Source organism: Streptomyces griseorubiginosus (assembly GCF_017614965.1).
Taxonomy (GTDB): Bacteria; Actinomycetota; Actinomycetes; order Streptomycetales; family Streptomycetaceae; genus Streptomyces; species Streptomyces griseorubiginosus_B.
Genome location: NZ_WVUG01000150.1, coordinates 1 through 20,719, shown reverse-complemented (window position 1 = coordinate 20,719; position 20,719 = coordinate 1). Strand labels below are relative to the sequence as shown.

At 71.5% G+C, this 20,719-nt stretch carries 18 protein-coding genes; 11 read left to right on the top strand and 7 right to left on the bottom strand.

The features are described 5' to 3' along the window. Positions 1–721, bottom strand: a 721-nt coding sequence (locus tag GRC12_RS25715; protein ID WP_208781722.1) for a S1C family serine protease, incomplete at its 3' end; no start/stop codon positions are given. A 490-nt stretch (positions 722–1,211) separates the two neighbouring features. Next, a complete protein-coding gene (locus GRC12_RS25710) occupies positions 1,212–2,321 on the bottom strand; it encodes a GNAT family N-acetyltransferase (protein WP_208781721.1) in 1,110 nt (369 codons plus the stop codon). Positions 2,322–2,689: 368 nt separating this feature from the next. Between GRC12_RS25710 and GRC12_RS25705 the strand changes: the two genes are divergently transcribed. Then, positions 2,690–3,862: an acyl-CoA dehydrogenase family protein gene (locus tag GRC12_RS25705; protein ID WP_208781720.1), complete on the top strand. Its 1,173-nt coding sequence runs from the start codon at positions 2,690–2,692 to the stop codon at positions 3,860–3,862. Positions 3,863–3,865: 3 nt separating this feature from the next. Here the strand turns inward: GRC12_RS25705 and GRC12_RS25700 are convergent, their stop codons facing one another. Further along, a complete protein-coding gene (locus tag GRC12_RS25700; RefSeq protein ID WP_208781719.1) occupies positions 3,866–4,690 on the bottom strand; it encodes an SMP-30/gluconolactonase/LRE family protein in 825 nt (274 codons plus the stop codon). Between the two features lie 90 nt (positions 4,691–4,780). Beyond that, positions 4,781–5,491, bottom strand: coding sequence for a FadR/GntR family transcriptional regulator (locus GRC12_RS25695; RefSeq protein ID WP_208781718.1), 711 nt, complete (start codon positions 5,489–5,491; stop codon positions 4,781–4,783). 296 nt (positions 5,492–5,787) lie between these two features. On the opposite strand from GRC12_RS25695, the gene GRC12_RS25690 reads away from it, so the two are divergent. Genes GRC12_RS25690 through GRC12_RS25665 form a run of 6 tightly spaced genes read left to right on the top strand, consistent with a single transcriptional unit; the run spans position 5,788 to position 12,513 of the window. Then, the gene (locus tag GRC12_RS25690) at positions 5,788–6,684 is read left to right on the top strand and encodes a proline iminopeptidase-family hydrolase (protein ID WP_208781717.1); all 897 of its coding nucleotides are present in this window, start codon (positions 5,788–5,790) and stop codon (positions 6,682–6,684) included. A gap of 32 nt (positions 6,685–6,716) precedes the next feature. After that, the gene (locus tag GRC12_RS25685) at positions 6,717–8,447 is read left to right on the top strand and encodes an ABC transporter substrate-binding protein (protein WP_208781716.1); all 1,731 of its coding nucleotides are present in this window, start codon (positions 6,717–6,719) and stop codon (positions 8,445–8,447) included. Further along, positions 8,444–9,469 carry an ABC transporter permease gene (locus GRC12_RS25680; RefSeq protein WP_208781715.1) on the top strand — a complete coding sequence of 342 codons (1,026 nt, stop codon included), beginning with the start codon at positions 8,444–8,446 and terminating at the stop codon, positions 9,467–9,469. The genes GRC12_RS25685 and GRC12_RS25680 overlap by 4 nt, the downstream gene beginning before the upstream one ends. 5 nt (positions 9,470–9,474) lie before the next feature. Then, positions 9,475–10,443, top strand: coding sequence for an ABC transporter permease (locus tag GRC12_RS25675; RefSeq protein WP_208781714.1), 969 nt, complete (start codon positions 9,475–9,477; stop codon positions 10,441–10,443). Further along, complete coding sequence (locus GRC12_RS25670; RefSeq protein WP_208781713.1) at positions 10,436–11,479, top strand: ABC transporter ATP-binding protein; 1,044 nt, start codon at positions 10,436–10,438, stop codon at positions 11,477–11,479. Before GRC12_RS25675 ends, GRC12_RS25670 begins: the two co-directional genes overlap by 8 nt. After that, positions 11,476–12,513 carry an ABC transporter ATP-binding protein gene (locus GRC12_RS25665; RefSeq protein ID WP_208781712.1) on the top strand — a complete coding sequence of 346 codons (1,038 nt, stop codon included), beginning with the start codon at positions 11,476–11,478 and terminating at the stop codon, positions 12,511–12,513. The genes GRC12_RS25670 and GRC12_RS25665 overlap by 4 nt, the downstream gene beginning before the upstream one ends. A 4-nt stretch (positions 12,514–12,517) precedes the next feature. Here the strand turns inward: GRC12_RS25665 and GRC12_RS25660 are convergent, their stop codons facing one another. Next, positions 12,518–12,961: a hypothetical protein gene (locus GRC12_RS25660; protein WP_308286629.1), complete on the bottom strand. Its 444-nt coding sequence runs from the start codon at positions 12,959–12,961 to the stop codon at positions 12,518–12,520. Between the two features lie 269 nt (positions 12,962–13,230). Here GRC12_RS25660 and GRC12_RS25655 point away from each other — a divergent pair, with 269 nt between their 5' ends. Together GRC12_RS25655 and GRC12_RS25650 are read left to right on the top strand one after the other, a co-directional pair. Further along, a complete protein-coding gene (locus GRC12_RS25655) occupies positions 13,231–15,045 on the top strand; it encodes a serine/threonine-protein kinase (protein WP_308286628.1) in 1,815 nt (604 codons plus the stop codon). Positions 15,046–15,149: 104 nt separating this feature from the next. Next, a complete protein-coding gene (locus GRC12_RS25650) occupies positions 15,150–15,821 on the top strand; it encodes a LuxR C-terminal-related transcriptional regulator (protein ID WP_208781710.1) in 672 nt (223 codons plus the stop codon). Positions 15,822–16,015: 194 nt separating this feature from the next. Here the strand turns inward: GRC12_RS25650 and GRC12_RS25645 are convergent, their stop codons facing one another. Beyond that, the gene (locus GRC12_RS25645; RefSeq protein WP_208781709.1) at positions 16,016–17,071 is read right to left on the bottom strand and encodes a glycoside hydrolase family 5 protein; all 1,056 of its coding nucleotides are present in this window, start codon (positions 17,069–17,071) and stop codon (positions 16,016–16,018) included. A 193-nt stretch (positions 17,072–17,264) separates the two neighbouring features. Here GRC12_RS25645 and GRC12_RS25640 point away from each other — a divergent pair, with 193 nt between their 5' ends. Beyond that, positions 17,265–18,311 (top strand): LacI family DNA-binding transcriptional regulator, encoded by a 1,047-nt coding sequence (locus GRC12_RS25640; protein ID WP_208781708.1) that lies wholly within the window; start codon positions 17,265–17,267, stop codon positions 18,309–18,311. 13 nt (positions 18,312–18,324) lie between these two features. Here the strand turns inward: GRC12_RS25640 and GRC12_RS25635 are convergent, their stop codons facing one another. Then, the gene (locus GRC12_RS25635; RefSeq protein ID WP_208781707.1) at positions 18,325–19,137 is read right to left on the bottom strand and encodes an SAM-dependent methyltransferase; all 813 of its coding nucleotides are present in this window, start codon (positions 19,135–19,137) and stop codon (positions 18,325–18,327) included. Positions 19,138–19,336: 199 nt separating this feature from the next. On the opposite strand from GRC12_RS25635, the gene GRC12_RS25630 reads away from it, so the two are divergent. After that, the coding region (locus GRC12_RS25630) for a PP2C family protein-serine/threonine phosphatase (RefSeq protein ID WP_308286627.1) at positions 19,337–20,719 on the top strand (1,383 nt) is incomplete at its 3' end.

Here is a 20,719-nt window from a genome sequence, read left to right as displayed (position 1 = left end):
GGAGCGGGGCGGGGATGCCGGCGACACCGAGGTAGGCACGGCGGACCCGGCCGGTGGAGAGCAGCGCCGCGATGATCTTGCGGCTGGTGTCGTTCACGGGGATGGCGAGGCCCAGTCCGACGTCGGCGATGGCGGTGTTGATGCCGACGACACTGCCGTCCGCAGTGGCCAGGGCCCCGCCCGAGCTGCCGGGGTGGAGGGTGGCGTCGGTCTGGACGACGTTGTCGACGACCCGCGTCGCGGTGCCGGCGCTGGTCGGCAGGGAGCGGCCCAGGGCGCTGACCACGCCGGCGGTGACGCTGCCCGCCAGGCCGAGCGGGTTGCCGACCGCCACGACCAGTTGGCCGACCCGCAGCGCGTCGGCCTCGCCGAGGCGGGCCGGGGCCGGGGTGGGGCCGTCGGCGCGGACCACGGCGAGGTCGGACAGCGGGTCGGCGCCGATGACGTGGAAGGGAGTGGTGGTGCCGTCGGCGAAGGATGCCGTACCGGCGTCGGAGTGTCCGACGACGTGGGCGTTCGTGAGCAGGAAGCCGTCGTCGGTGAAGACCACCGCGGAGCCGGTGCCGACCACGAAGCGGCCTCGGGCGCGGCGGTGCGCGACGCTGAGGGACGCCACCTTCGGGGTGAGCTCGGCGGCGACCGAGGTGACGATGCGGGAGTAGGAGTCGAGCGCGGCCTGCTCCGCAGGGGAGCGGTCGGGCCCGGAGAGTGTCTCGGCCACGAGTCGACCTTTCCGCCTGCCCCGGGGCTTCTCCATGCGCCCAGGGGCCCGGATTACATGCTTACACCCATGCATCCACGAGCGGATCGGGCTTCGCTGCGAGCTGACACGTCGCTCCCGGTCGGCCGGACTGACAGTGCCCCAACTGCACCGCGCCGACACCGATCCCCCGGCTTCACTGCGGGCCGCCACCGCGCCCAGACGTCACTGTTCGCGGACAGCGCCCCTGGCCCCCTGAGGGCTGACACCGCGCCCCGCTCACTACGGGCCGCCACCACACCTCCGGCTTCGCTCCGCGCAGACGACACCCCGGCCCTCACGGGTTGACACAGCGCCCGCCGCTTCCGCGCGGCCCGCCACCGCGCCACCGACTTCGCTGCGGGCCGCCACCGCGTCCCGCCCTCACCGCGCACGGACAACGCCCCGGGCTTCCCGCCGGCTGATGCGGTCCCCACCTTCCCGCGGGCCGACCCCACCCGGCGCTTCCCGTTCAGCCCGTGCGGCGGCCCTTCATCCCTGCCTCCGCGCGGCTGCGCAACGTGCCGGCCGTCCGCAGGAGGCGGTCGGCGGGGGCGCGCAGTTCGGGGTGGGCGTTGACCGTGTTGCGCAGGCCCCGCACGGGCCGGCGCCACAGCCGGTGCGCCGCCGCGACGGGGTGGGGGCGGCTGGCGAACCCTTCCGCCACCCGCAGCTCGCGGGTCTTGAGCCAGTCCTTGTACTCCTTGTCGCCGCGCCCCAGGTCCATCAGCGTCACGCCGTTGCGGGCGGCGGCCTCGGCGGTGCGCAGGTGCATCATCAGGCCCGGCGAGTACCGGTGCAGTTCGGGGTCGTAGGCGGTGAACCACGCGGCGAGGACCGTGCGGGATCTCGGCCCGAAGTGCGCGGCCACCGGCCGGTCGCCGGCGTAGAGGACGGACAGGACGCCGGTGAAGTGCTCCTCGCGGACGTCGAAGAGATGGTTGACCAGATCGACGATCCACGGCCGGGCGAACCGGTCCATCCGCCCCGTTCTGCGGTACTGGGCGGACTTCCACTGCATGAGCCGGCGCAGCATCCGCGGGTCCCGCTCGTCGAACTCGAACCGCACCTCACCCACGTCGCGGCCCAGCCGGCGCTCCTTCTTCAGGGTCGTCTTGGCGTGCCCCGGATAGGCGCCGCGCAGCCACTGCGCATAGCCGCTGGGGTCGGGCTTGAGGTCGACCACCGGGGAGGCGAAGGTCCCCGTGACATGCCTGGCGAAGGGTTTCTGCTCGGCGACGAGATGGTCGAACTCGAAGATGGACAGTCCGCAGGCCTTCAGCAGTTCCTGGGCGTTCCAGGTGACGCCGGGGCGGTGCACGAGGGCCTGGCAGTCGGAGAGGCCCAGGCCGATGGCCCTGCCCACGCCGAGGGCGTTGCGCTCGTAGGGGAAGAAGCCGACCGGTGAGCCGTTCTCGTGCAGGACGGCGACGCGGGTGCCGGAGCGGTGTCCGCCGATGCCGAGGGTGAACTCCGGGGCCAGGAAGGGGTTGGAGTACTCGGGTGACTCGTCCATCGCGCGGTGCCACGCCTCGCGGAGCGATGCGTTCAGCTCGTCGACTCTGTGGACCGTGACATCCACGTCAGATCAACCGCCCTTCCGCGGGTTGCGTGCGGAACGTGCCGGCCGTGGCGCAGGCCGGTAGGGCGTGTGGACTGCTGTTGCTGGATCGCATCGGCGACCGCTCCCCCCGTGACGCGCTGTCCGCGTCGTACTTCTTTGAGTATCAGCCGATTCCAAGCCGTGTACACGGTCGTTCCGTGATTGACCGCCACGTTCCGGACCACCCGGCGAGGATCAAACGTCGCGAAACAGTACGCATGTTGTCAAGACCGTCCACCGCTACGGAAGATACCGGTGGCCGTTTCACAGGTGCCCGCGGCCGGGCGCCGTTGACACATGGTGGCTTCCGCGTCACGGTGAGGGCCCGTCGTGCCCGGAGGTCCGCCATGGCTCCCTCGTCAGCGCCCCGCACCGACACCGGCATCGTCGAGCGCGTCCGCGCGCTCCGCCCCTTCATCGGTGAGCAGGCACTGCGCACGGAGCAGGAGCGCAGGGTGCCGGACGAGGTCGTCGCCGCCCTGTCGGACGCCGGGGTCTACCGGATGAACGTTCCCCGGCGCTACGGCGGTTACCAGACCCGGCCGCGCACCCAGGTCGACACTTTGGCCGAAATCGCCGCGGCCTGCGGTTCCACCGCGTTCGCGGCGCTGATCCAGGCGGGCTGCGCGTTCATCGCGGGGCTCTTCCCCGACGAGGCGCAGGACGAGATCTTCACCGGTCCCGACGTACGGGTCGGCGGCACCCTGATCCCGGACGCGGTCGCGGTCGCCACCGACGGCGGCTATGTCGTCAACGGGACCTCGGGGTTCGCGACCGGCTGCCGGCACGCCGACTGGCATCTGCTGACGGCTCGGGTGGAGACCGCCGACGGGCCGCCCGAGGTGCTGTGGACCGCGGTGCCCATGGGCGAGCTGGAGATCCTCGACGACTGGTTCGTCTCGGGGCTGGCGGGCAGTGGCAGTGACAGCGTCGTCGCCCGTGACGTGTTCGTCCCGGCCCACCGGGTGCTGCCCGTCGGGCCGATGCTGGCGGGCGAGTTCCCTTCGAAGACCAACGCCGACGACCCCTTCTACCGGACCCCGGTGCTGCTGATGTTCTGCGCCTGGACGGCGCCGGCCGCGCTCGGTCTGGCGCGGGCGGCACTGGAGGGGTTCACCGAGCGGATCCACCGCCGGGGCATCACGTACACCTTCCACCAGCGGCAGAGCGAGGCGACGGTCACGCATCTGCAGGCGGCCGAGGCGGCGATGAAGCTCTCCTGCGCCGAGTCGCTGACGGGCGACTTCCTCGCCCGCATCGAGGCGGGCGAGCCGTTCGGCGTGGCGGAGCGGGCCAGGATCCGGGCGCAGAGCGGCTATGTGGCCCGGCTGTGCAAGGAGGCCGTGGACATCGTCGCCTCCGCGTCCGGCGCGTCGTCGCTGCGCCGGGAGGTGCCGATCCAGCGGGCGGTGCGCGATGTGCAGGCCCTGAATCTGCACTCCTTCGTCAATCCCGCCACCAACCTGGAGCTGTACGGACGGGTCCTGTCGGGGCTGGACGCGGGGACGCCGTTCCTGTGAGTGCTACGACGCCGGTACCTCGACCGGGGCCGTGAGCACCTGGCCGCTGCCGGGGGCCACCAGCTCGCCCCCGGTCATGCCCTGCCACCGTGCCGCCGTGACGAACAGCGTCCGGCCTCCGAGCGCGCAGGCGAACGCGCCCCGGTCCAGGGTGACCGTCCGCAGGACCTTGCCGCCCTCGGCGACGCGCACACAGCGCCGGTTCGGTACGTCGGCGTACCAGACGGCGTTCTCCGCGTCGACGCAGATGCCGTCCGGGGTGCCCTCGCCCAGATCGGCCCAGACGCGCCGCCCGGACAGTGAGCCGTCCGGGTCAACGGTGAAGGCGACCAGTCGGTGCCGGTAGGAGTCCGCGACGATCAGTGTGGAGCCGTCGGCCGTCATCGCCATGCCGTTGGGGAAGGCGAGGTCGTCGGCGACCTCACGGACCGCGCCGTCGGGGGTGACGAGGTGGACGAACCCGGGTTTGACGGCCTCCCCGGCCATCGGGTCGAAGCCGGCCCGGTTGACGTACGCGTTGCCGCGGTCGTCGACCACGATGTCGTTCCAGCCGGGGGCGCCGAGATCGGCGTACGTCACCAGGCTTCCGTCGGGCTCCCGGCTCAGCAGTCGCCCCTCGGCGGACGAGACGATCAGCAGACGGCCGTCCGGGAGCCATTCGGTGCACAGGGGCAGCGACGCCACGCGGGCGACCACCTCGCTGCGGCCGGACAGGTCCACGGCGACGACCTCGCCCGCGGACCAGTCGGAGAAGTACAGCCGTCCGCCGTGGACGCGCGGGGACTCCAGCAGGCCCCGGCCGGTGAGCAGCGTGGACACCTCGGTCATGGTGGTCACATCCCTTCGATCGAGCCGGGCCCCCTCACCTTTCAGACGAAGTGCCGTCCGCCGGATCGACAATCCGGGACACGTCCGGGGTCAGGACTGATCCACGGCCTTCACGCGGGTCAGGACGTCCCGGATCATCTCGGCACTGATCATGAAGTGGCGTCGCGCGATCTGCTCGGCGCGCTCGGGCTCGCCCGCCGCGATGGCCTCGTACAGCGCCTTGTGGTCCTCGCCGCCCTGGTGGAAGCGGGTGCGCTCGCCCTTGCCCCAGGGTTCGACCGGGAAGCCGAGGCTGATCCGGGCGAGCAGGTCACGGCTGAGCATGACGATCTGCGGGTTGCCGGTGGCGGTGCGCACCGCCTGGTGAAAGGCGCTGTCCGCGGTCTGCTCGTCGCGGGGCGTGCGGGCGGACAGGTAGGCGCTCAGGGCGTCCCGCATCGGCTCGAGGTCCTCGGGGCGCCGACGCCGGGCCGCGGTCGCGGCCACCATGCCCTCCACCAGACCGCGCAGGTCGAAGAGTTGCTCGAACTCCTCCCAGCGCGGTACCAGGGTGTGCCGGACGGCCGCGGCGGTCGACTCGGTCCAGCTGTCGCGCACGTAGGCCCCGCCGTTGCGGCCGCGGCGGATCTCCACCACGCCGACGGCCTGCAGACGGGCGACCGCCTCGCGCACGGTGGGCCGGCTGACCCGCAGCAGCCGGATCAACTCGCGTTCCACGGGGAGCCGTTCACCGGGCAGGAAGTCGCCGACGGCGATCGCGGTCAGCAGCCGGTCGCAGACCTCGTCCACGGCGGAGGCCACCCGGACGGGGCGCAGCTCGGATGAGGGCGCACCGCCGAGCAGGACACGGTCCAGTACGCGGGAGAACTCGCCGCCGGGTTCGGGCGGCTCAGGTACGGATGTCAGCTGGTGCCCCCTTGTTCGCCGCTCCTGTTAACGCGCGCGGGCCACGTTAATCCGCTGTTACGTCTTGGCCTGGCCCGACTAAAAGGTCTTGTGCGCTGACCTTTTACCCAATCAGTATCTCACCCATCCGTCACACCCATCTTGTTTCAGCCAGCGGCCGGTTCCCCACGGCCGGCCTGGGAGGCTTCCCCGTGGCGATCCCCGAACCGAACCGCACCGGAACCGTCGACTTCAACGGCTGGTCCACCTGGTACCGGATCACGGGCGAGCCGGGCAGGACACCCCTGGTGGTCCTGCACGGCGGACCCGGTGCCGGCCACAACTACACCCTGAGCATCGCGGGCATCTCCCGGCAGGGCCGTCCCGTCGTGCACTACGACCAACTGGGCACCGGCCTGTCCACCCATCTGCCCCACAAGGGCGCGGACTTCTGGACCGTCCAGCTCTTCCTCGACGAACTCGACAACCTGCTCACGAAGCTGGGCATCGCCGACGCCTACCACCTCCTCGGCCAGTCCTGGGGCGGCATGCTCGCCGCCGAACACGCCGTACGCCGCCCGCCCGGACTGCGGGGTCTCGTCATCGCCAACTCCCCGGCCTCCATGGAGCTGTGGCTGGCGGCGGCGGCCGAGCTCCGGGCCGAACTGCCGCCGGAGGTCCAGCACACCCTCTACGCCCACGAGACGGCAGGGACCACCGACCACCCCGACTACCGCGCGGCCGAACAGGTCTTCAACGAGCGCCATGTGTGCCGCCTGACCCCCAACCCGCCCGAAGTACAGGCCACCTGGGACAACATCGCGGCCGATCCGACCGTGTACCACACGATGAACGGGCCGAACGAGTTCCACGTCGTCGGCACGCTCAAGGACTGGAGCGTCGTCGACCGCCTGCATCTCGTCGAGGCGCCGACCCTGCTGGTGTCCGGCCGTCACGACGAGGCGACCCCCGAGACCCTCCACCCCTTCGCCGAGCGCATCCCCGACGTGCGCTGGCACATGTTCGAACACTCCAGCCACATGCCGCACGTCGAGGAGGAGGAGCTCTACCTCCGGGTCGTGGGCGCCTTTCTCGACTCCACCGACTGATCCCCCACCTTCCCCGAGGGGAGTTCCCCGCGATGTCCCGCAGCACCAGACGGGGCGCGCTCGCCGCAGCCGCCGTCGCCCTCGCCCTGACCGCAGCCGCCTGTTCCTCCGCCGGCGGCGGCTCCTCCACCGGCCCGACCGCCTCGTCCTCCGGCTCAGGCACCGGCTCCGCAGCCTTCCAGCCGCAGCACAAGGGCGGCACCCTGAAGCTCGTCGCCCACGCCGCCGCCGGCAGCTTCGATCCGCAGGTCAACTACACCCTTCAGTACTGGCAGTTGTACCAGTCGCTGTACGACGGGCTGCTCGCCTTCAAGAAGGTCGGCGGCCAGGAGTCCTTCACGGTCGTCCCGGATCTCGCCACGGCGATGCCGAAGGTCACCAACGGCGGCAAGACCTACACCTTCACGCTGCGCAAGGGCGTCACCTTCTCCAACGGCAAGGCGCTGACCACCGACGACGTCGTGGCCTCCTTCGAGCGCATCTTCAAGGTCTCCAGCCCCACCGCCGGCACCTTCTACAACGGCATCGTGGGCGCCGACGTCTGCCTGAAGAAACCGGCCGGCTGCACGCTGCCGAAGGGGGTGATCGGCGACGCGAAGACGAACACGGTCACCATCAACCTCACCGCGGCGGACCCGGAGTTCCCGTACAAGCTGGCCGTCCCGCACGCCAGCATCCTGCCCAAGGACTCCCCCGCGAAGGACGCCGGGACCAAGCCGCTGCCGTCGACCGGCCCGTACACGGCGGCCTCGTACGACCCCAACCGCGAGCTGAAGCTGGTGCGCAACCCGCACTTCAAGGAGTGGTCGCGCGACGCCGATCCGCAGGGCTACCCGGACGTCATCGACTACACCTTCGGGCAGACCGTGGAGTCGGAGGTCACGGCCGTGGAGAACGGTCAGGCGGACTGGATGTTCGACGCGCCTCCCGCCGACCGGCTCAACGAGATCGGCACCAAGTACGCCTCCCAGGCACATGTGAACCCGCTGACCGCGTTCTGGTACGCCACCCTGAACGTGAACTCGGCGCCGTTCAACAACAAACTGGCCCGCCAGGCGATCAACTGGGCCGTCGACCGGTCCGCCGTGGTGCGGCTGTACGGCGGCACCAACCTCGCCTCTCCCGCGTGCACGATCCTGCCGCCGGGCTTCCCCGGTCACGTCGACTCGTGCGACTACACCAAGGGCGGCGGTACGACCTGGAAGGCGCCGGACCTGGCCAAGGCCAAGGCCCTGGTGAAGCAGTCCGGCACCGCGGGGCAGCAGGTCGGCATCGTCGTCCAGGACGACGACGTCAACAAATCGATCGGACAGTACCTGCAGAGCCTGCTGACGCAGCTCGGCTACAAGGCCACCCTCAAACCGCTGTCGGCGAACATCCAGTTCACCTACATCCAGAACACCAAGAACAAGGTCCAGCTGGCGCTGACCTCCTGGTACCAGGACTATCCGGCGGCCTCGGACTTCCTCAACGTGCTGTTCTCCTGCGCCTCGTTCCACCCGGGCAGCGACTCCAGCATCAACATCTCCGGTTTCTGCGACAAGGGCGTCGACGCGAAGATGCAGGCCGCGATCAGGACCGCGCAGACCGACGAGCAGAGCGCGAACCAGCAGTGGGGCGCGATCGACCAGGACGTCATGGCCCAGTCGCCGGTCGTCCCGCTGATCAACCCGAAGATCATCGACTTCACGTCGAAGCGGCTCGGCGACTACCGGTTCAGCAAGCAGTTCTACATGCTCGTCGGGCAGACGTGGGTCAAGTGACCGCCGCCCAGCCCTCCTCCACCGCCGAGGCCCGGCGCTCGCCGGGCCCCTGGCGGACGGCCGCCGCCGACCTGTCGCGCAACAGGTCGGCACTGGCCGCGGCCGTCGTCCTGCTGATCGTCGTCACGGCGAGCCTGTGCGCGCCGCTGTACGCGGCGCACATCGCGCACACCGACCCGTTCCAGTCCCATGTCTCCGGCACGACCGTCGTCGGCGGGAAGACGGTGCCGGTGCTGACCCCCAGCAGTACCGGCCTCGGTCTCGGTGTCACGCCCATCGGGCCGACCTGGGACCCCGCGCACTATTTCCTGGGCGCCGACAACCAGGGCCGCGACGTCATGGCGCGCCTGCTGTACGGCGGACGCACCAGCCTGTTCATCGGGTTCACCGCGGCCGTGCTGACCTGCCTGGTGGGGACGGCCGTCGGGGTGGTCGCCGGCTACGCGGGCGGTGTCGTGGACTCCGTCATCTCCCGCGTCCTGGACGTCGTCTGGGCCTTCCCCGTGTATCTGCTGGCCATCTGCCTGTCGGTGGTACTGCTCACCAACGGGCTGCACCTCGGCCCGCTCACCGTGGACGCGGGAAGCCTGTGGCTGCCGGTGACGATCATCGCGGCGATCTATGTGCCGTACATCGCCCGGCCGTTGCGCGGCCAGGTGCTGGTGCTGCGGAACAAGGAGTTCATCCACGCCGCCGTCGGTTCCGGCGCCCCGACCCCGCGCATCCTGCGCCGGGAGGTGCTGCCGAACGTCCTGCCGACGACGATCGTCTTCGTCCCGCTGATGACCGCGCTGGCCATGCTCACCGAGTCGGCCCTGTCGTTCCTGTCGGTCGGTGTCCAGCCGCCCGACGCCAGCTGGGGCACGATCATCGAGGACGGCCTCGGACTGCTGTACACCCGCCCCGCGGTGACCATCGCACCGGGGCTGCTCATCGCCCTGACCACGGCGGCCCTCAACGTCCTGGGCGACGGGGTCCGCGACGCGCTCGACCCGGGCGCGCGACTGCGCGGAGGGGTGTGACGCCCATGCTGTCCTTCGCCCTCAAACGGTTCGCCTCGGCGCTGCTGGTGATGTTCGCCATCAGTGTGCTGGTGTTCCTGATCTTCTTCGCCACCCCGGGGGTCGACCCGGCCGCCCGCATCGCGGGCCGCAACGCCGACCCCGCCACCCTCGCCCAGGTCCGGCACTCCTTCGGCCTCGACCGGCCGATGCCCGTGCGGTATCTGCTGATGATGCGTCATCTGCTGATCGACCGGGACCTGGAGTCCTTCGTCAACCGCGGCTCCCGGGTGATCCCGCAGATCCTGCAGGCCACTCCGGTGACCCTGTCGCTGGTCGTCGGCGCCGCCCTGATCTGGATGGTGGCCGGTGTCGTCATGGGCACGGCCGCGGCCACCCTGCGCGGAAGGGCCGCCGACCCGCTGATCATGCTCGTCGGTGTGGTCGGCGTCTCCCTGCCGGCCTACTGGCTCGGCGAGGTCGTCAACCTCGTCACCCAGAAGCAGTTGCACTCCTCGGTCTTCTCCTGGGTGCCGCCACCCGGATACGTCGGCATCGGCCGCGACCCCGGCCAGTGGGCGCTGCACATGCTCTTCCCGTGGCTGACCCTTGCGCTGCTGTACGCCGGGATCTACGCCCGTCTGCTGCGCGGCGAGGTCGTCACCGCGCTGAACGAGGACTATGTGCGCACCGCCCGCGCCAAGGGCCTGTCCGAGCGGCGCATCCTGCTGCGGCACGCCCTGCGCTGCTCCCTGATCCCGATCGTGTCGCTGTTCGGGCTGGACTTCGGCGCGCTCGTCGGCGGCGCCGCGCTGCTCACCGAGGTCGTCTTCGGCCTGCCCGGGATCGGCAAGCTCACCTACGACGCCCTGCAGAACCTGGACCTGCCGGTGATCATGGGGACCGTCCTGTACGCGGCGTTCTTCGTGGTCCTCGCCAACGCGCTCGTCGACATCCTCTACGCCCGACTCGACCCGAGGGCCCGCCATGCCTGACCAACCCCTGCTGGACGTACGCGACCTGCGGGTCTCCTTCCGCACCCGCCAGGGCACGGTGACGGCCGTGGACGGCCTGTCCTTCTCGGTCGCACCCGGAGAGATCCTGGGCGTGGTGGGCGAGTCGGGCTCCGGCAAGAGCGTGTCGATGCTGGCCGTCCTGCGGCTGCTGACCAACCCGAACGTGACCGTGTCGGGCGAAGTGCTCTTCCGGGGACGGGACTTGCTGACCCTGCCCGACAGGGAGATGCGGTCGGTGCGGGGCCGGGAGATTGCCATGGTCTTCCAGGACCCGATGACCGCGCTGACCCCCGTGTACACCGTGGGCTGGCAGATCGCCGAGCAGATCCGGGCGCACGAACCGGTCTCCCGCCGGGAGGCGCACGCCCGTGCCGTCCAGCTGTTGTCCGACGTCGGCATTCCCGACGCCGCCTCGCGCGTGAACGCCTACCCGCACGAGTTCTCCGGCGGCATGCGCCAGCGGGCGGTCATCGCGATGGCGCTGTCCTGCGGCCCGTCCCTGCTGATCGCCGACGAACCGACGACGGCTCTCGATGTCACGGTGCAGGCCCAGATCCTCGACCTGATGCGGCAGTTGAACGAAGGCGGCTCCGCTGTCGTCCTCATCACCCACGACATGGGGGTGATCTCGCAGATCGCCGACCGGGTCCTGGTGATGTACGGCGGGCGGGCCGCCGAGGAGGGCCCGCGCAGGGCGGTGTTCCACGGCCCCCGGCACCCCTACACCTGGGGGCTGCTGGACTCGGTGCCGCGCGTCGACGGCCCACGGCTGCGGCGGCTGCCCACCATCGCGGGCGTGCCGGTCACGCCGGGCAGCCTGCCGGAGGGCTGCGCGTTCGCGCCGCGCTGCCGGCTGCGGCACGAGCGGTGCGAGGAGCGGCCACCGCTGTCCGTGGGCGACGGCGACGCGGCGCACCGGGACGCCTGCTGGTTGCCGTCCGGCGGCCGCGCGGCGCTGCGCCTGACGACGAGGACGGCGACGGGGAAGGACACGGACACGGAGGTGGCGTCATGACGGCACAGGAGGTGGTGACGGTGGAACAGGCCCCCTCGTCGGGCGGTGCGGTCCTGCTGCGTGCCACGGACGTCAGCAAGCACTACACCCTGCGCCCGGACGGCCTCGCCCGGCGCCGGCGGATCCTGCGGGCCGTGGACGGGGTGTCCCTCGAGGTCCGCACCGGGGAAACACTCGGCGTCGTCGGCGAGTCGGGCTGCGGCAAGTCCACCCTGGGCCGCTGCCTGGTGCGGCTCACCGAACTGACCGGCGGGCGCGTGGAGTTCGACGGAAAGGACATCACCGGCCTCTCCTCGCGGCGGCTGCGCCCGCTCCGGCCCGGCATGCAGCTGGTCTTCCAGGACCCGCAGGCCTCGCTCAACCCCCGCCGCCGCGCCGGGGACATCGTGGCGGAGCCGCTGCTCGTGCACCGGTACGGCGACGCCGCCGCGGTCCGCCGCCGGGTCGCGGAGCTCTTCGACGTCGTGGGACTGTCGTCGGCGCACCGGGACCGCTATCCGCACGAGTTCTCCGGCGGCCAGCGCCAACGCATCGGTATCGCGCGGGCGCTCGCCACCGAACCGAAGCTGATCGTGGCCGACGAGCCCGTTTCCGCTCTGGACGTGTCGATCCAGGCCCAGGTGCTCAACCTGTTCGCCGACCTCCAGGAGCGGTTCGGTCTGACGTACGTGTTCATCGCCCACGACCTCGGTGTGGTCCGGCACGTCTCCGACCGCATCGCCGTGATGTACCTCGGCGAGATCGTCGAACTCGGCGGAACCGAGGCCCTGTTCGGCGCCCCCGCCCACCCGTACACCGAAGCGCTGCTGTCGGCGGTCCCGGACATCGACGACGGCACCGGCACGGCGAAGGCGTCACGGCGGGAACGCGTCGTCCTCAGCGGCGAGGTCCCCAACCCCGTGAACAAACCGACCGGTTGCCCGTTCCGCACCCGCTGCGCCCACGCCCGCGATCTCTGCGCCCGGGAACGCCCCTCGCTCACCGGCACCGCTTCCGGCCGCCTTGTCGCCTGTCACTACCCCCTGGCCGGCTGAGGCGTCACCTGGCGGTGGGTACCGCCCGCGGGCCGAAGCCGGGAAGCTCCTGGATCTCGCCGCCGAGCCTGCTGCGGAAGCCCTCCAGCAGCTCCGGCTCGGCGCTGACCACCCACCGGGTGCCGACCAGGTGCTTGCCGCCATAGCCGCCGGCGGCGTCCAGCCAGGCCAGCTTGTACTTCTCTTCGGGGAAGGTGGTGATGACACGGTCGGCCTGCTGCGTGTGGCACACGCCCTGCCGCAGCTCCTCCGCGTCGACCCGGATCCTGGGCTTGGCGCAGCCGATCAGCCCGGCGATCACCTCCACCTTCGCCGGCGCCACGACCCCGGCCTCGGGGGCGGCCGTCACCACCGTCCTGCTTCGCTCCGCCCTGTCGTCCCCCTCGCCGGTGCAGGCCGCGGCCAGGGGCAGCAGGGCCAGGCTGCCGGCCAGGGTGGCACCGCGCACCAGCCGGGCAGTGGGCGGGATGCGTCCTGTGCGTCGTTGCGGTGACTGCCGTACCACGTGGTTCTCCGTATCCGCGTACCCGGGCTGTTCCGCCCGGGGGTACGGATCAAGACCTGCGGTTGTTCACCATGCGCAGCGACTCGTGTGACAGAAGTGATCGAAACCCGGTCTTCACGCCGTCACTGCGTTAGCCTCGTCTTCCCTTCACAGCCGAACTGGCATACGTCACGGCCGAACTGGCATACGGCGAACATCACTTCGGGGGACTCGTGTCAGAACACCGGCCGGTGCCACCGGACTCGACACCGGACGAGGCGACCGTGCTGCGGCAGACCGGCGCCGCGCCCTTGCACCGGGGCGACCCGCGCCGCATCGGCCCGTACGTTCCGCTGGCGTTGCTCGGCAGCGGCGGCATGGGGCGGGTCTATCTCGCCCGCGCCGAAGACGGCGGGCCCGAGCTCGTCGCGGTGAAGGTGATCAGGCCGGAGTACGCGGACGATCCGGGCTTCCGGCGCCGCTTCGAGCGCGAGGCCTCGGTGCACGACCTGGTCCGCACCCCGCGCACCCCGCGGCTGTGCGGCACGGGTTTCGAGGACGAACTGCTGTGGATGGCCACCGAGTACCTGCCGGGCCTGGACCTCGCGGACGCGGTGCGCGCGGACGGCGCCCTGGCGCCCGGCGCGGTGTGGCGGCTGGCTGCGGAGCTGGGGCACGCGCTCGCCGACCTCTCCGCGGCCGGGATCGTGCACCGGGATCTGAAGCCGTCGAACGTGCTGTTGTCCGTCCGGGGCGCCCATGTGATCGACTTCGGTCTGTCGAAGGCCGTGGACGCCAGCGCCCTCACCGGCACCGGCAACCGGGTGGGCACTCCGGCCTACATGTCGCCCGAGCATCTCCGCACGGGCATCTGCGACACCGCCTCGGACGTGTTCTCCCTCGCCGGGACGCTCGTGTACGCCGCCACCGGGCACGCCCCGTTCGGTGACGGCACCGGCGTCGACGTCATGCACCGGGTCGCCTTCGAGGAGCCGAGCGCCGAGTTGCTCGGGGAGGTCGCGACGGCGGACCCGGAACTGGCCGCGCTGCTGTCGGCCTGTCTCACCAAGGAGCCGGAGCGGCGGCCCACTCCCGACGAACTGAGCGACGCGGCCGCGCCCCACGCGGAAGCGACCGGCTGGCCCGAACCGTTGGCCGGCAGGGTGCTCGCCCGGCAGCGGGCGTACGAGGTGCTGGGCCGCCTCCCCGTCGACAGGGCGTCCCGTTTACGCACGTCGGACGACCGCCCGCCGGCGGGCGAACCCGCTCCTCCCTCGCCCGGGCCCGTCGCGGGGCAGCCGGCCCCGCACGCGCCCGTGTCCGTGTCCGTGTCCGCCGCGGAGCAGACAGCCCCTCCCCCGCCCGGGCCTCCGGAGGGGCCGGCCACTCCGCGCAAGGCCCGCTCCAGGGCCGTGCGCAAGCCGCTGCTGGCCGTCGCCGCCGGTGTCGTGCTGTGCGTGGCGGCCGCGGGCGTCCTCGCCCTCGACCGCGACCAGAACCATTCCGCGTCCGCGGCCCCGCCCGGGTCCGGTACGACACTGGACGGCACCCTGCCCGGCGGTGCCGTCGCCTCGGCGTCCAGAGCGGCGGACGCGCGGGCCGCGTCCGGCAAGAGCGTGGACGGAGGGGCGGACAGGGCCGCAGACTCCCCCGTCCCGTCCGGCGCCTCCCCCACGGCCGGCGCCCGTCCGGGCGGCTCTCCCTCGGCGCCCTCCGCCTCGGTCTCCGCCCCCGCCCCGACGGCGGGCGGCACGACCTCCGAGCCCGCGAGCGGCGCAACCTCCGAGCCGGCGAGCGCGCCCTGGAACTCCGACTGCACGTACTACAACGGCAACGGCCGCACCGGCGAGGGCGACAGCGGGAAGAAGGTCCTGCAGGTGCAGTGCATGCTGACCAAGCGCGGTTACGACATCGGGAGTTCCGGCGTGGACGGCGAGTTCGGTGCCGACACCGAGGCCGCCGTCGAGCGCTTCCAGAGCGACAAGGGACTGTCCGTCGACGGCGTGGTGGCCCACGACACGTGGAACGCTCTGCGCGAAACCGACTGACTGCGTGATCCAAACCACAATCGAGACGTAGCCGTTTCGATAAGGACGGGACTATGCTGGCTCCCACGTGAACGAAACCGTTTCGTTCAGAGGAGAAGCACGCCATGACCTCCGTACTCGTCGTCCATGACCAGACCCTGCAGCGCCTCGGCCTCCGGATGCTCCTCGCGGCCGAGCCCGATCTCACCGTCGTCGGCGAGACGGCGAATCCGCTCGACGCGGCCCGTATGAGCACCGAACTCCAGCCGGACGTCGTGGTCATGGGCGGCCGGGTCGACGACGCGGACGGTCTCGACGCCATCCGCAGCATCACCCGGCGGACCCTGCCCGGCGAACGCCGGCAGCGCGTCCTGGTCCTCATCCCGGCCGGCTGCGAGACGCATTCCTACGCCGCCCTGCGCGCCGGGGCGGGAGGCTTCCTCCTGCAGGACGCGACGCCCGAGGAACTGGCCGCCGCCGTACGGGTGGTGGCCGCCGGCGACGCCGTCATCACCCCCCGCCTGACCCGGGCCCTCATCGACACGGTCCGGCAGCAGCAGCCCGTCCGCCGGCTCACCCGGGAGACGGAGCTGCACGCGCTGACCGAGCGCGAGCGCGACATCCTCACCGCGGTGGCCTCCGGCTGGTCCAACGCCGAGATCGGCGAGCGGCTGTGCATCGCGCCGACCACCGTCAAATCGCACGTCAGCCACATCCTCGCCAAGATCGGCGCCCGCGCCCGGGTGCAGGCGGTCGTCTTCGCCTACGAGTCCGGGCTGGTACAGCCGGCGGCCTGAGGAACGTCGACGCTCCACACACAGCGGGTCGAAGCACCGGTGCGGCCCATCCACAAGCCACCCCTACTCCCGCGTCCACCCGAGTCGCATTCCGCCGGCCGGCCGCACCGGACCGTCCCCCGTCCCCGCGCCACCCACCCCGAGCGACCTCGCCACGACAGCCGGCGCAGGTGGCTGTCGTGGCGAGGAGTCGGTCAGGACTTGACGGGCTTGCCGCGGCCCCAGCCCCAGGCCAGCCGGTCGGCGCCGGACTGGTTGGTGGTCTCCAGCCAGGGCCGGTCGGTGGTGCCGGTCAGCTTCTGCATCGAGTAGATGTCGTCGGTGCGCAGACCGGGCCAGTACACCGAGCCCATGCCGAGCTTGCGGAAGGTGTCGGTGTCGGCCTGGATGAAGTTGATCGGGTTGCTCGACGGCGTCGGCACGTTGTAGTTCAGGCCCGTCGTCATCTCGGCGCCGAACTCGTCCGCGACCGTGCGGTTCGCGCAGTCGCCGAGGCGCTCCTTGAGGTCGGCCACCCACTGGTCGTAGGTGGCGTAGCTCTTCCAGAAGCCGTAGTGGTGCAGGGAGAGGTAGGTGCCCTTCAGCCGCGGGTCGGCGCAGACCGTGGTGACGTGGTCGTTGTAGCCGGCGCCGCTGACGAAGACGCGGTTGCGCGGCACGGACGGGTAGGTCGCCAGCCACTTCGCGGCGATGTCGGCCCACTGGGCGTCGGTGTAGCCGTGCGGCTCGTTCATCGGCTCGAAGTAGACGCGCGGGTCGTGCTGGTAGGCCTTGACCACGGTGTCCCACATGGGCCAGAAGGTGGCCTCGTCGTCGATGAAGCCGTCCCGCTTGTCGCCCGTGCCCTCCCAGTAGGACACGATCACCTTGAAGCCGCGGTCGGAGGCGGCGTCGATGACCGCGCGGTACGACTTCCAGTAGGCGCCGTTGACCGTGTACGGGTTGATCGGCAGGCGGACGGTGTTGGCGCCGAGGTTGGCGCGGAAGGCCGAGATGATCCGGCTCGACTTGGCGTACGTCTGAGCGTAGTTGTCCGAGGTCGACAGGCCGGAGAGCTGCAGGTAGTCGTCGGCGAAGTTGTCCCGGGGGTCGGCCCAGTTGACGCCCCGGAACTGGCTCGTGCCGGTCGGCGCCGCGGCGGAGGCGGGGCTGCCGGCCAGCATCGCGCCGCTGACCGCGGCGATCGCGACGGCCGCGCCGGTGGCGCGCAGACGGAAGGCGAGGCGGTTTCCGGTGGGGGTCTTGCGCATCGACGTGCCCTTTCGAGAGGTGGCTCGGCGCTCCGCATGTTTACGTAAACATCTCGTCCCTGTGTCGGATGTTTACGTAAACTCGGCGGCGCCGGAATCGTGACATCCGCCTCAGCGGCCGTCAAGGTTTCCCACGCGTAACATCCGGTGCACCGCGCATCGGGTCAGGGAATCGGGTCGAGGGAGGCACACCATGGTGGAACGGGGCGGCTCCGGCGTGCCCGGCGGGCGCCGCAAACAGCGTGTGTCGATGGCGGACGTCGCCAAGCTGGCGGGCGTCTCCTCGCAGACGGTCTCCCGGGTGTCCAACGGCCATCCCGGGGTGATCAGTTCGACCCGCGAGCAGGTCCTGGCCGCTATGCGGGAGCTCGGCTACCGGCCCAACAGCGCGGCCCGTGCGCTGCGCTACGGCCAGTTCAACACCATCGGCGTGATCCTGTTCAGCCTGTCCTCGACGGGCAACAGCCGTACGGTGGAGGCCATCGCCACTCAGGCCGCGGCCGAGGGGTACGCGATCACCCTGATCCCCATCGACGTGCCGACCCAGGACAACGTGCTGGGCGCCTTCACGCGGATGGGCGAGCTGGCCGTCGACGCCGTCATCGTCATCATGGAGATCCATCTGCTGGACACCGGCACGGTCCAACTCCCGCCCGGGGTCCATGTGGTGGTCGTGGACTCCGACGCCGGCGACCGCTACAGCGTGGTCGACACCGACCAGGCCGACGGCGCCCGCAAGGCCGTACGGCATCTGCTGGACCTCGGCCATCGCACCGTGTGGCATGTCACCGGGCCCGAGACGTCCTTCGCCGGGCAGCGGCGAACTCAGGCCTGGCGGGCGGTACTCGAAGAGGCGGGGCGCCCCGTCCCGCCGCCGCTGCACGGGGACTGGTCGTCGGAGTCGGGCTACGCCGCCGGACAGGAACTCGCCCGGCACCCGGACTGCACGGCCGTGTTCGCCTCCAACGACCAGATGGCCCTGGGCCTGCTGCGCGCCTTCCATGAACTCGGCGTCCGCGTCCCCGAGGACATCAGCGTCGTGGGCTTCGACGACATCCCGGACGCCGCGTTCTTCGTCCCGCCCCTGACCACGGTCCACCAGGACTTCGCGGAGGTGGGCCGGCGCTGTGTGCAGGGGGCGCTGGACCAGATCCGCGCCCGGGGCGCTGCCCGGCCGGGCACGGACCTGGTCCCCACGAGCCTGGTGGTCAGACGGAGCACGGCACCGCCCCGCATCTGACGCACTTCCGTGGCTACGGACGCTTGCGGCCCACCCCCGCGTACACCCAGTACTCCGACGGATTGTCCGGGAGCACGTCGTCGGGGTCCGGTCGCCACAGGGGGACGTGGACCAGGCCCGGTTCCACCAGGTCGAAGCCGGTGAACAGGCCGAGGATCTCGTCGTGGGAGCGGGCGGTGACCGGCGAGGTGGCCCGGGAGCGGTACAGCCGGCCCACCGCGGCGGCCGTGTCCGGACGGTCCTGGTTCGTCGCGTGGGACAGCGCCAGCCAGCTGCCCTCGGGCAGCGCGTCCCGGAAGGCGGCGGTGATCCCGGCCGGGTTCTCCTCGGGCGTGATGAAGTGCAGGATCGTCACCATGAGGACGGCGACGGGCTGGTCGAAGTCGATCAGCTTGCGCACCTGCGGGGAGGAGAGGACGTCGGCCGGCCGGCGGATGTCGGCGTCGACGATCTCCGCGTCGGGGTTGTCCGCCAGCAGGGAGGCGCTGTGGGCGACCGCCACGGGGTCGTTGTCCACGTAGACCACGCGGGCACCGGGGCTCGCCGCCTGGGCGACCTCGTGGACGTTTCCCTGGGTGGGGATGCCGGAGCCGAGGTCGATGAACTGCCGTACCCCGGAGTCGACAAGGAAGCGCACGGCGCGGCCGAGGAAGGCCCGGTTGGCGCGGGCCAGCGTGCGCACCTGGGGGTCGATGGCGGAGAAGGCGGCCACCGCCTCGCGGTCGATGGCGAAGTTGTGCCGGCCGCCCAGCATGGCGTCGTACATCCGGGCGACACTGGCCTTGTCGGGATCGGTTCCGGGCTCTTGATCTGTGCTGTCGGACACCACAACATCCTTCCCCGTAATGGATCTTGACGCACCATCATATAGTTGCCTGCGACGCACGGCGCCCCGTTGACCTGCCGCGCGGCCGGAGCCCCCCACCCGGAAAGGCACGACCCTGCGGAACGAACCGCGCAGCCGTACCGATGACATACCCGCCCAGCCCTCGCTCCGCCGGTCGGTCTTCTCGCCCGCCGCAGACGTGATCGGCACGGAGCTCGATCTCCGGCTGACCGGAAGCCAGTTGACGCACGCGCTGACGCCCGGCTTCTGCGACGCGGCCTCGGTGTATCTGCTGGAACGCTGGCGCCGAGGGGAGAGCGCGTCCCTGACCGCGGACCCGCCCCGGATCGAGGCGCGCCGACTGGCGCTGCGGGTGGGAGCGGACGCGCACGAGGACTGGGAGGCCGCCCTGCCGGTCGGCGAGGTGATCGTCTTCCCGCGCGGGACGCCCCACGCCCGCGCGCTGGTCTCCGGGCAGACGCAGTTGCTCGACGCCGTCGACGTCCAGACCGCGAGGCGGCTGATCGCCTCCGGCGACGGCGAGGCGCGGATCCGGGACTTGCTGTCGGTGGCCTCCTTCCTGGTGGTGCCGTTGCGGCTGCGGGACGTCACGCTGGGGTTCGTGGTCTGCACCCGGGGTCCGGCGCAGGGGGCCTTCCAGCCGGCTGAGGTGACGGCCGTGGAGGCGCTGGCCGCCCGGGCGTCCGTCGCGCTGGACAACGCGCGCCGCTACGAGCACGAGCGGCGCACCACGCTGGCGATCCGCAACAGCCTGCCGCGCGGCCCGCTGCAGGAGTTCGAGGGCTGCCGGGTCGCCCACGGCTCGCTGTCCGCAGGGCCGGACACGGTGATCGGTGGTGACTGGTACGACGTGCTCGAGCGGCCGGACGGGCGGGTCAGCCTGATCGTCGGGGACGCCATGGGGCACGGCCCCGAGTCGGCCGTGGCGATGCTCCAACTGCGCACCGCAGTACGGACGTTGGCGGCGCTGGACCTGCCGGCGGACGAGCTCGTACGACGGCTCGACGCGCTCGCCTGCGCGACTCCGGGCGCCTCGTTCGCGACCTGCATCTACGCCGAGTGGGACGCCCGCCGGGGCCTGTGCACCCTGGTGGGCGCCGGTCACCCTCCCCCGCTGCTGCGCGGGCCCGACGGGCGCACTGTCCCGGTCCCCCTGGTCGGCGCGGGCCTGCCCCTCGGGCTCGGCACCGGGCACTACGAGGCGACCGTGCTCAAGGTGCCGGAGCCGGCGCTGCTGGTGCTCTACAGCGACGGACTGGTGGAGTCCCGCGACAGCGACATCGACCACCAGATAGTCCGCCTCGCACGCACGCTGGATTCGGCCACCGAGGCCCGGGCGGACGGCGGCGGTGCGGACGACGAGCTGCCCGCACTGTGCCGGCACCTCCTGCACTCCCCCTCCGACCCGACGGGCGCGGACGACCGCACCCTGCTGCTCGCCGCCTACAGGGCCGCCATTGCTCTCGACGAGCCATTCCGGTCCGACGTCGGTCACGCCCCAGGGGATCGGCACGCCGATCTGGTCCGCGAGGCACTCGCCCTGCTGGGCCACGACCCGGTT

Excerpts from the sequence above, each read along its gene's own strand:
- GRC12_RS25705 (WP_208781720.1), top strand. The coding sequence starts at position 2,690 with ATGGCTCCCTCGTCAGCGCCCCGCACCGACACCGGCATCGTCGAGCGC.
- GRC12_RS25700 (WP_208781719.1), bottom strand. The coding sequence starts at position 4,690 with ATGACCGAGGTGTCCACGCTGCTCACCGGCCGGGGCCTGCTGGAGTCC.
- GRC12_RS25685 (WP_208781716.1), top strand. The coding sequence starts at position 6,717 with ATGTCCCGCAGCACCAGACGGGGCGCGCTCGCCGCAGCCGCCGTCGCC.
- GRC12_RS25675 (WP_208781714.1), top strand. The coding sequence starts at position 9,475 with ATGCTGTCCTTCGCCCTCAAACGGTTCGCCTCGGCGCTGCTGGTGATG.
- GRC12_RS25670 (WP_208781713.1), top strand. The coding sequence starts at position 10,436 with ATGCCTGACCAACCCCTGCTGGACGTACGCGACCTGCGGGTCTCCTTC.
- GRC12_RS25665 (WP_208781712.1), top strand. The coding sequence starts at position 11,476 with ATGACGGCACAGGAGGTGGTGACGGTGGAACAGGCCCCCTCGTCGGGC.
- GRC12_RS25650 (WP_208781710.1), top strand. The coding sequence starts at position 15,150 with ATGACCTCCGTACTCGTCGTCCATGACCAGACCCTGCAGCGCCTCGGC.
- GRC12_RS25645 (WP_208781709.1), bottom strand. The coding sequence starts at position 17,071 with ATGCGCAAGACCCCCACCGGAAACCGCCTCGCCTTCCGTCTGCGCGCC.
- GRC12_RS25640 (WP_208781708.1), top strand. The coding sequence starts at position 17,265 with ATGGTGGAACGGGGCGGCTCCGGCGTGCCCGGCGGGCGCCGCAAACAG.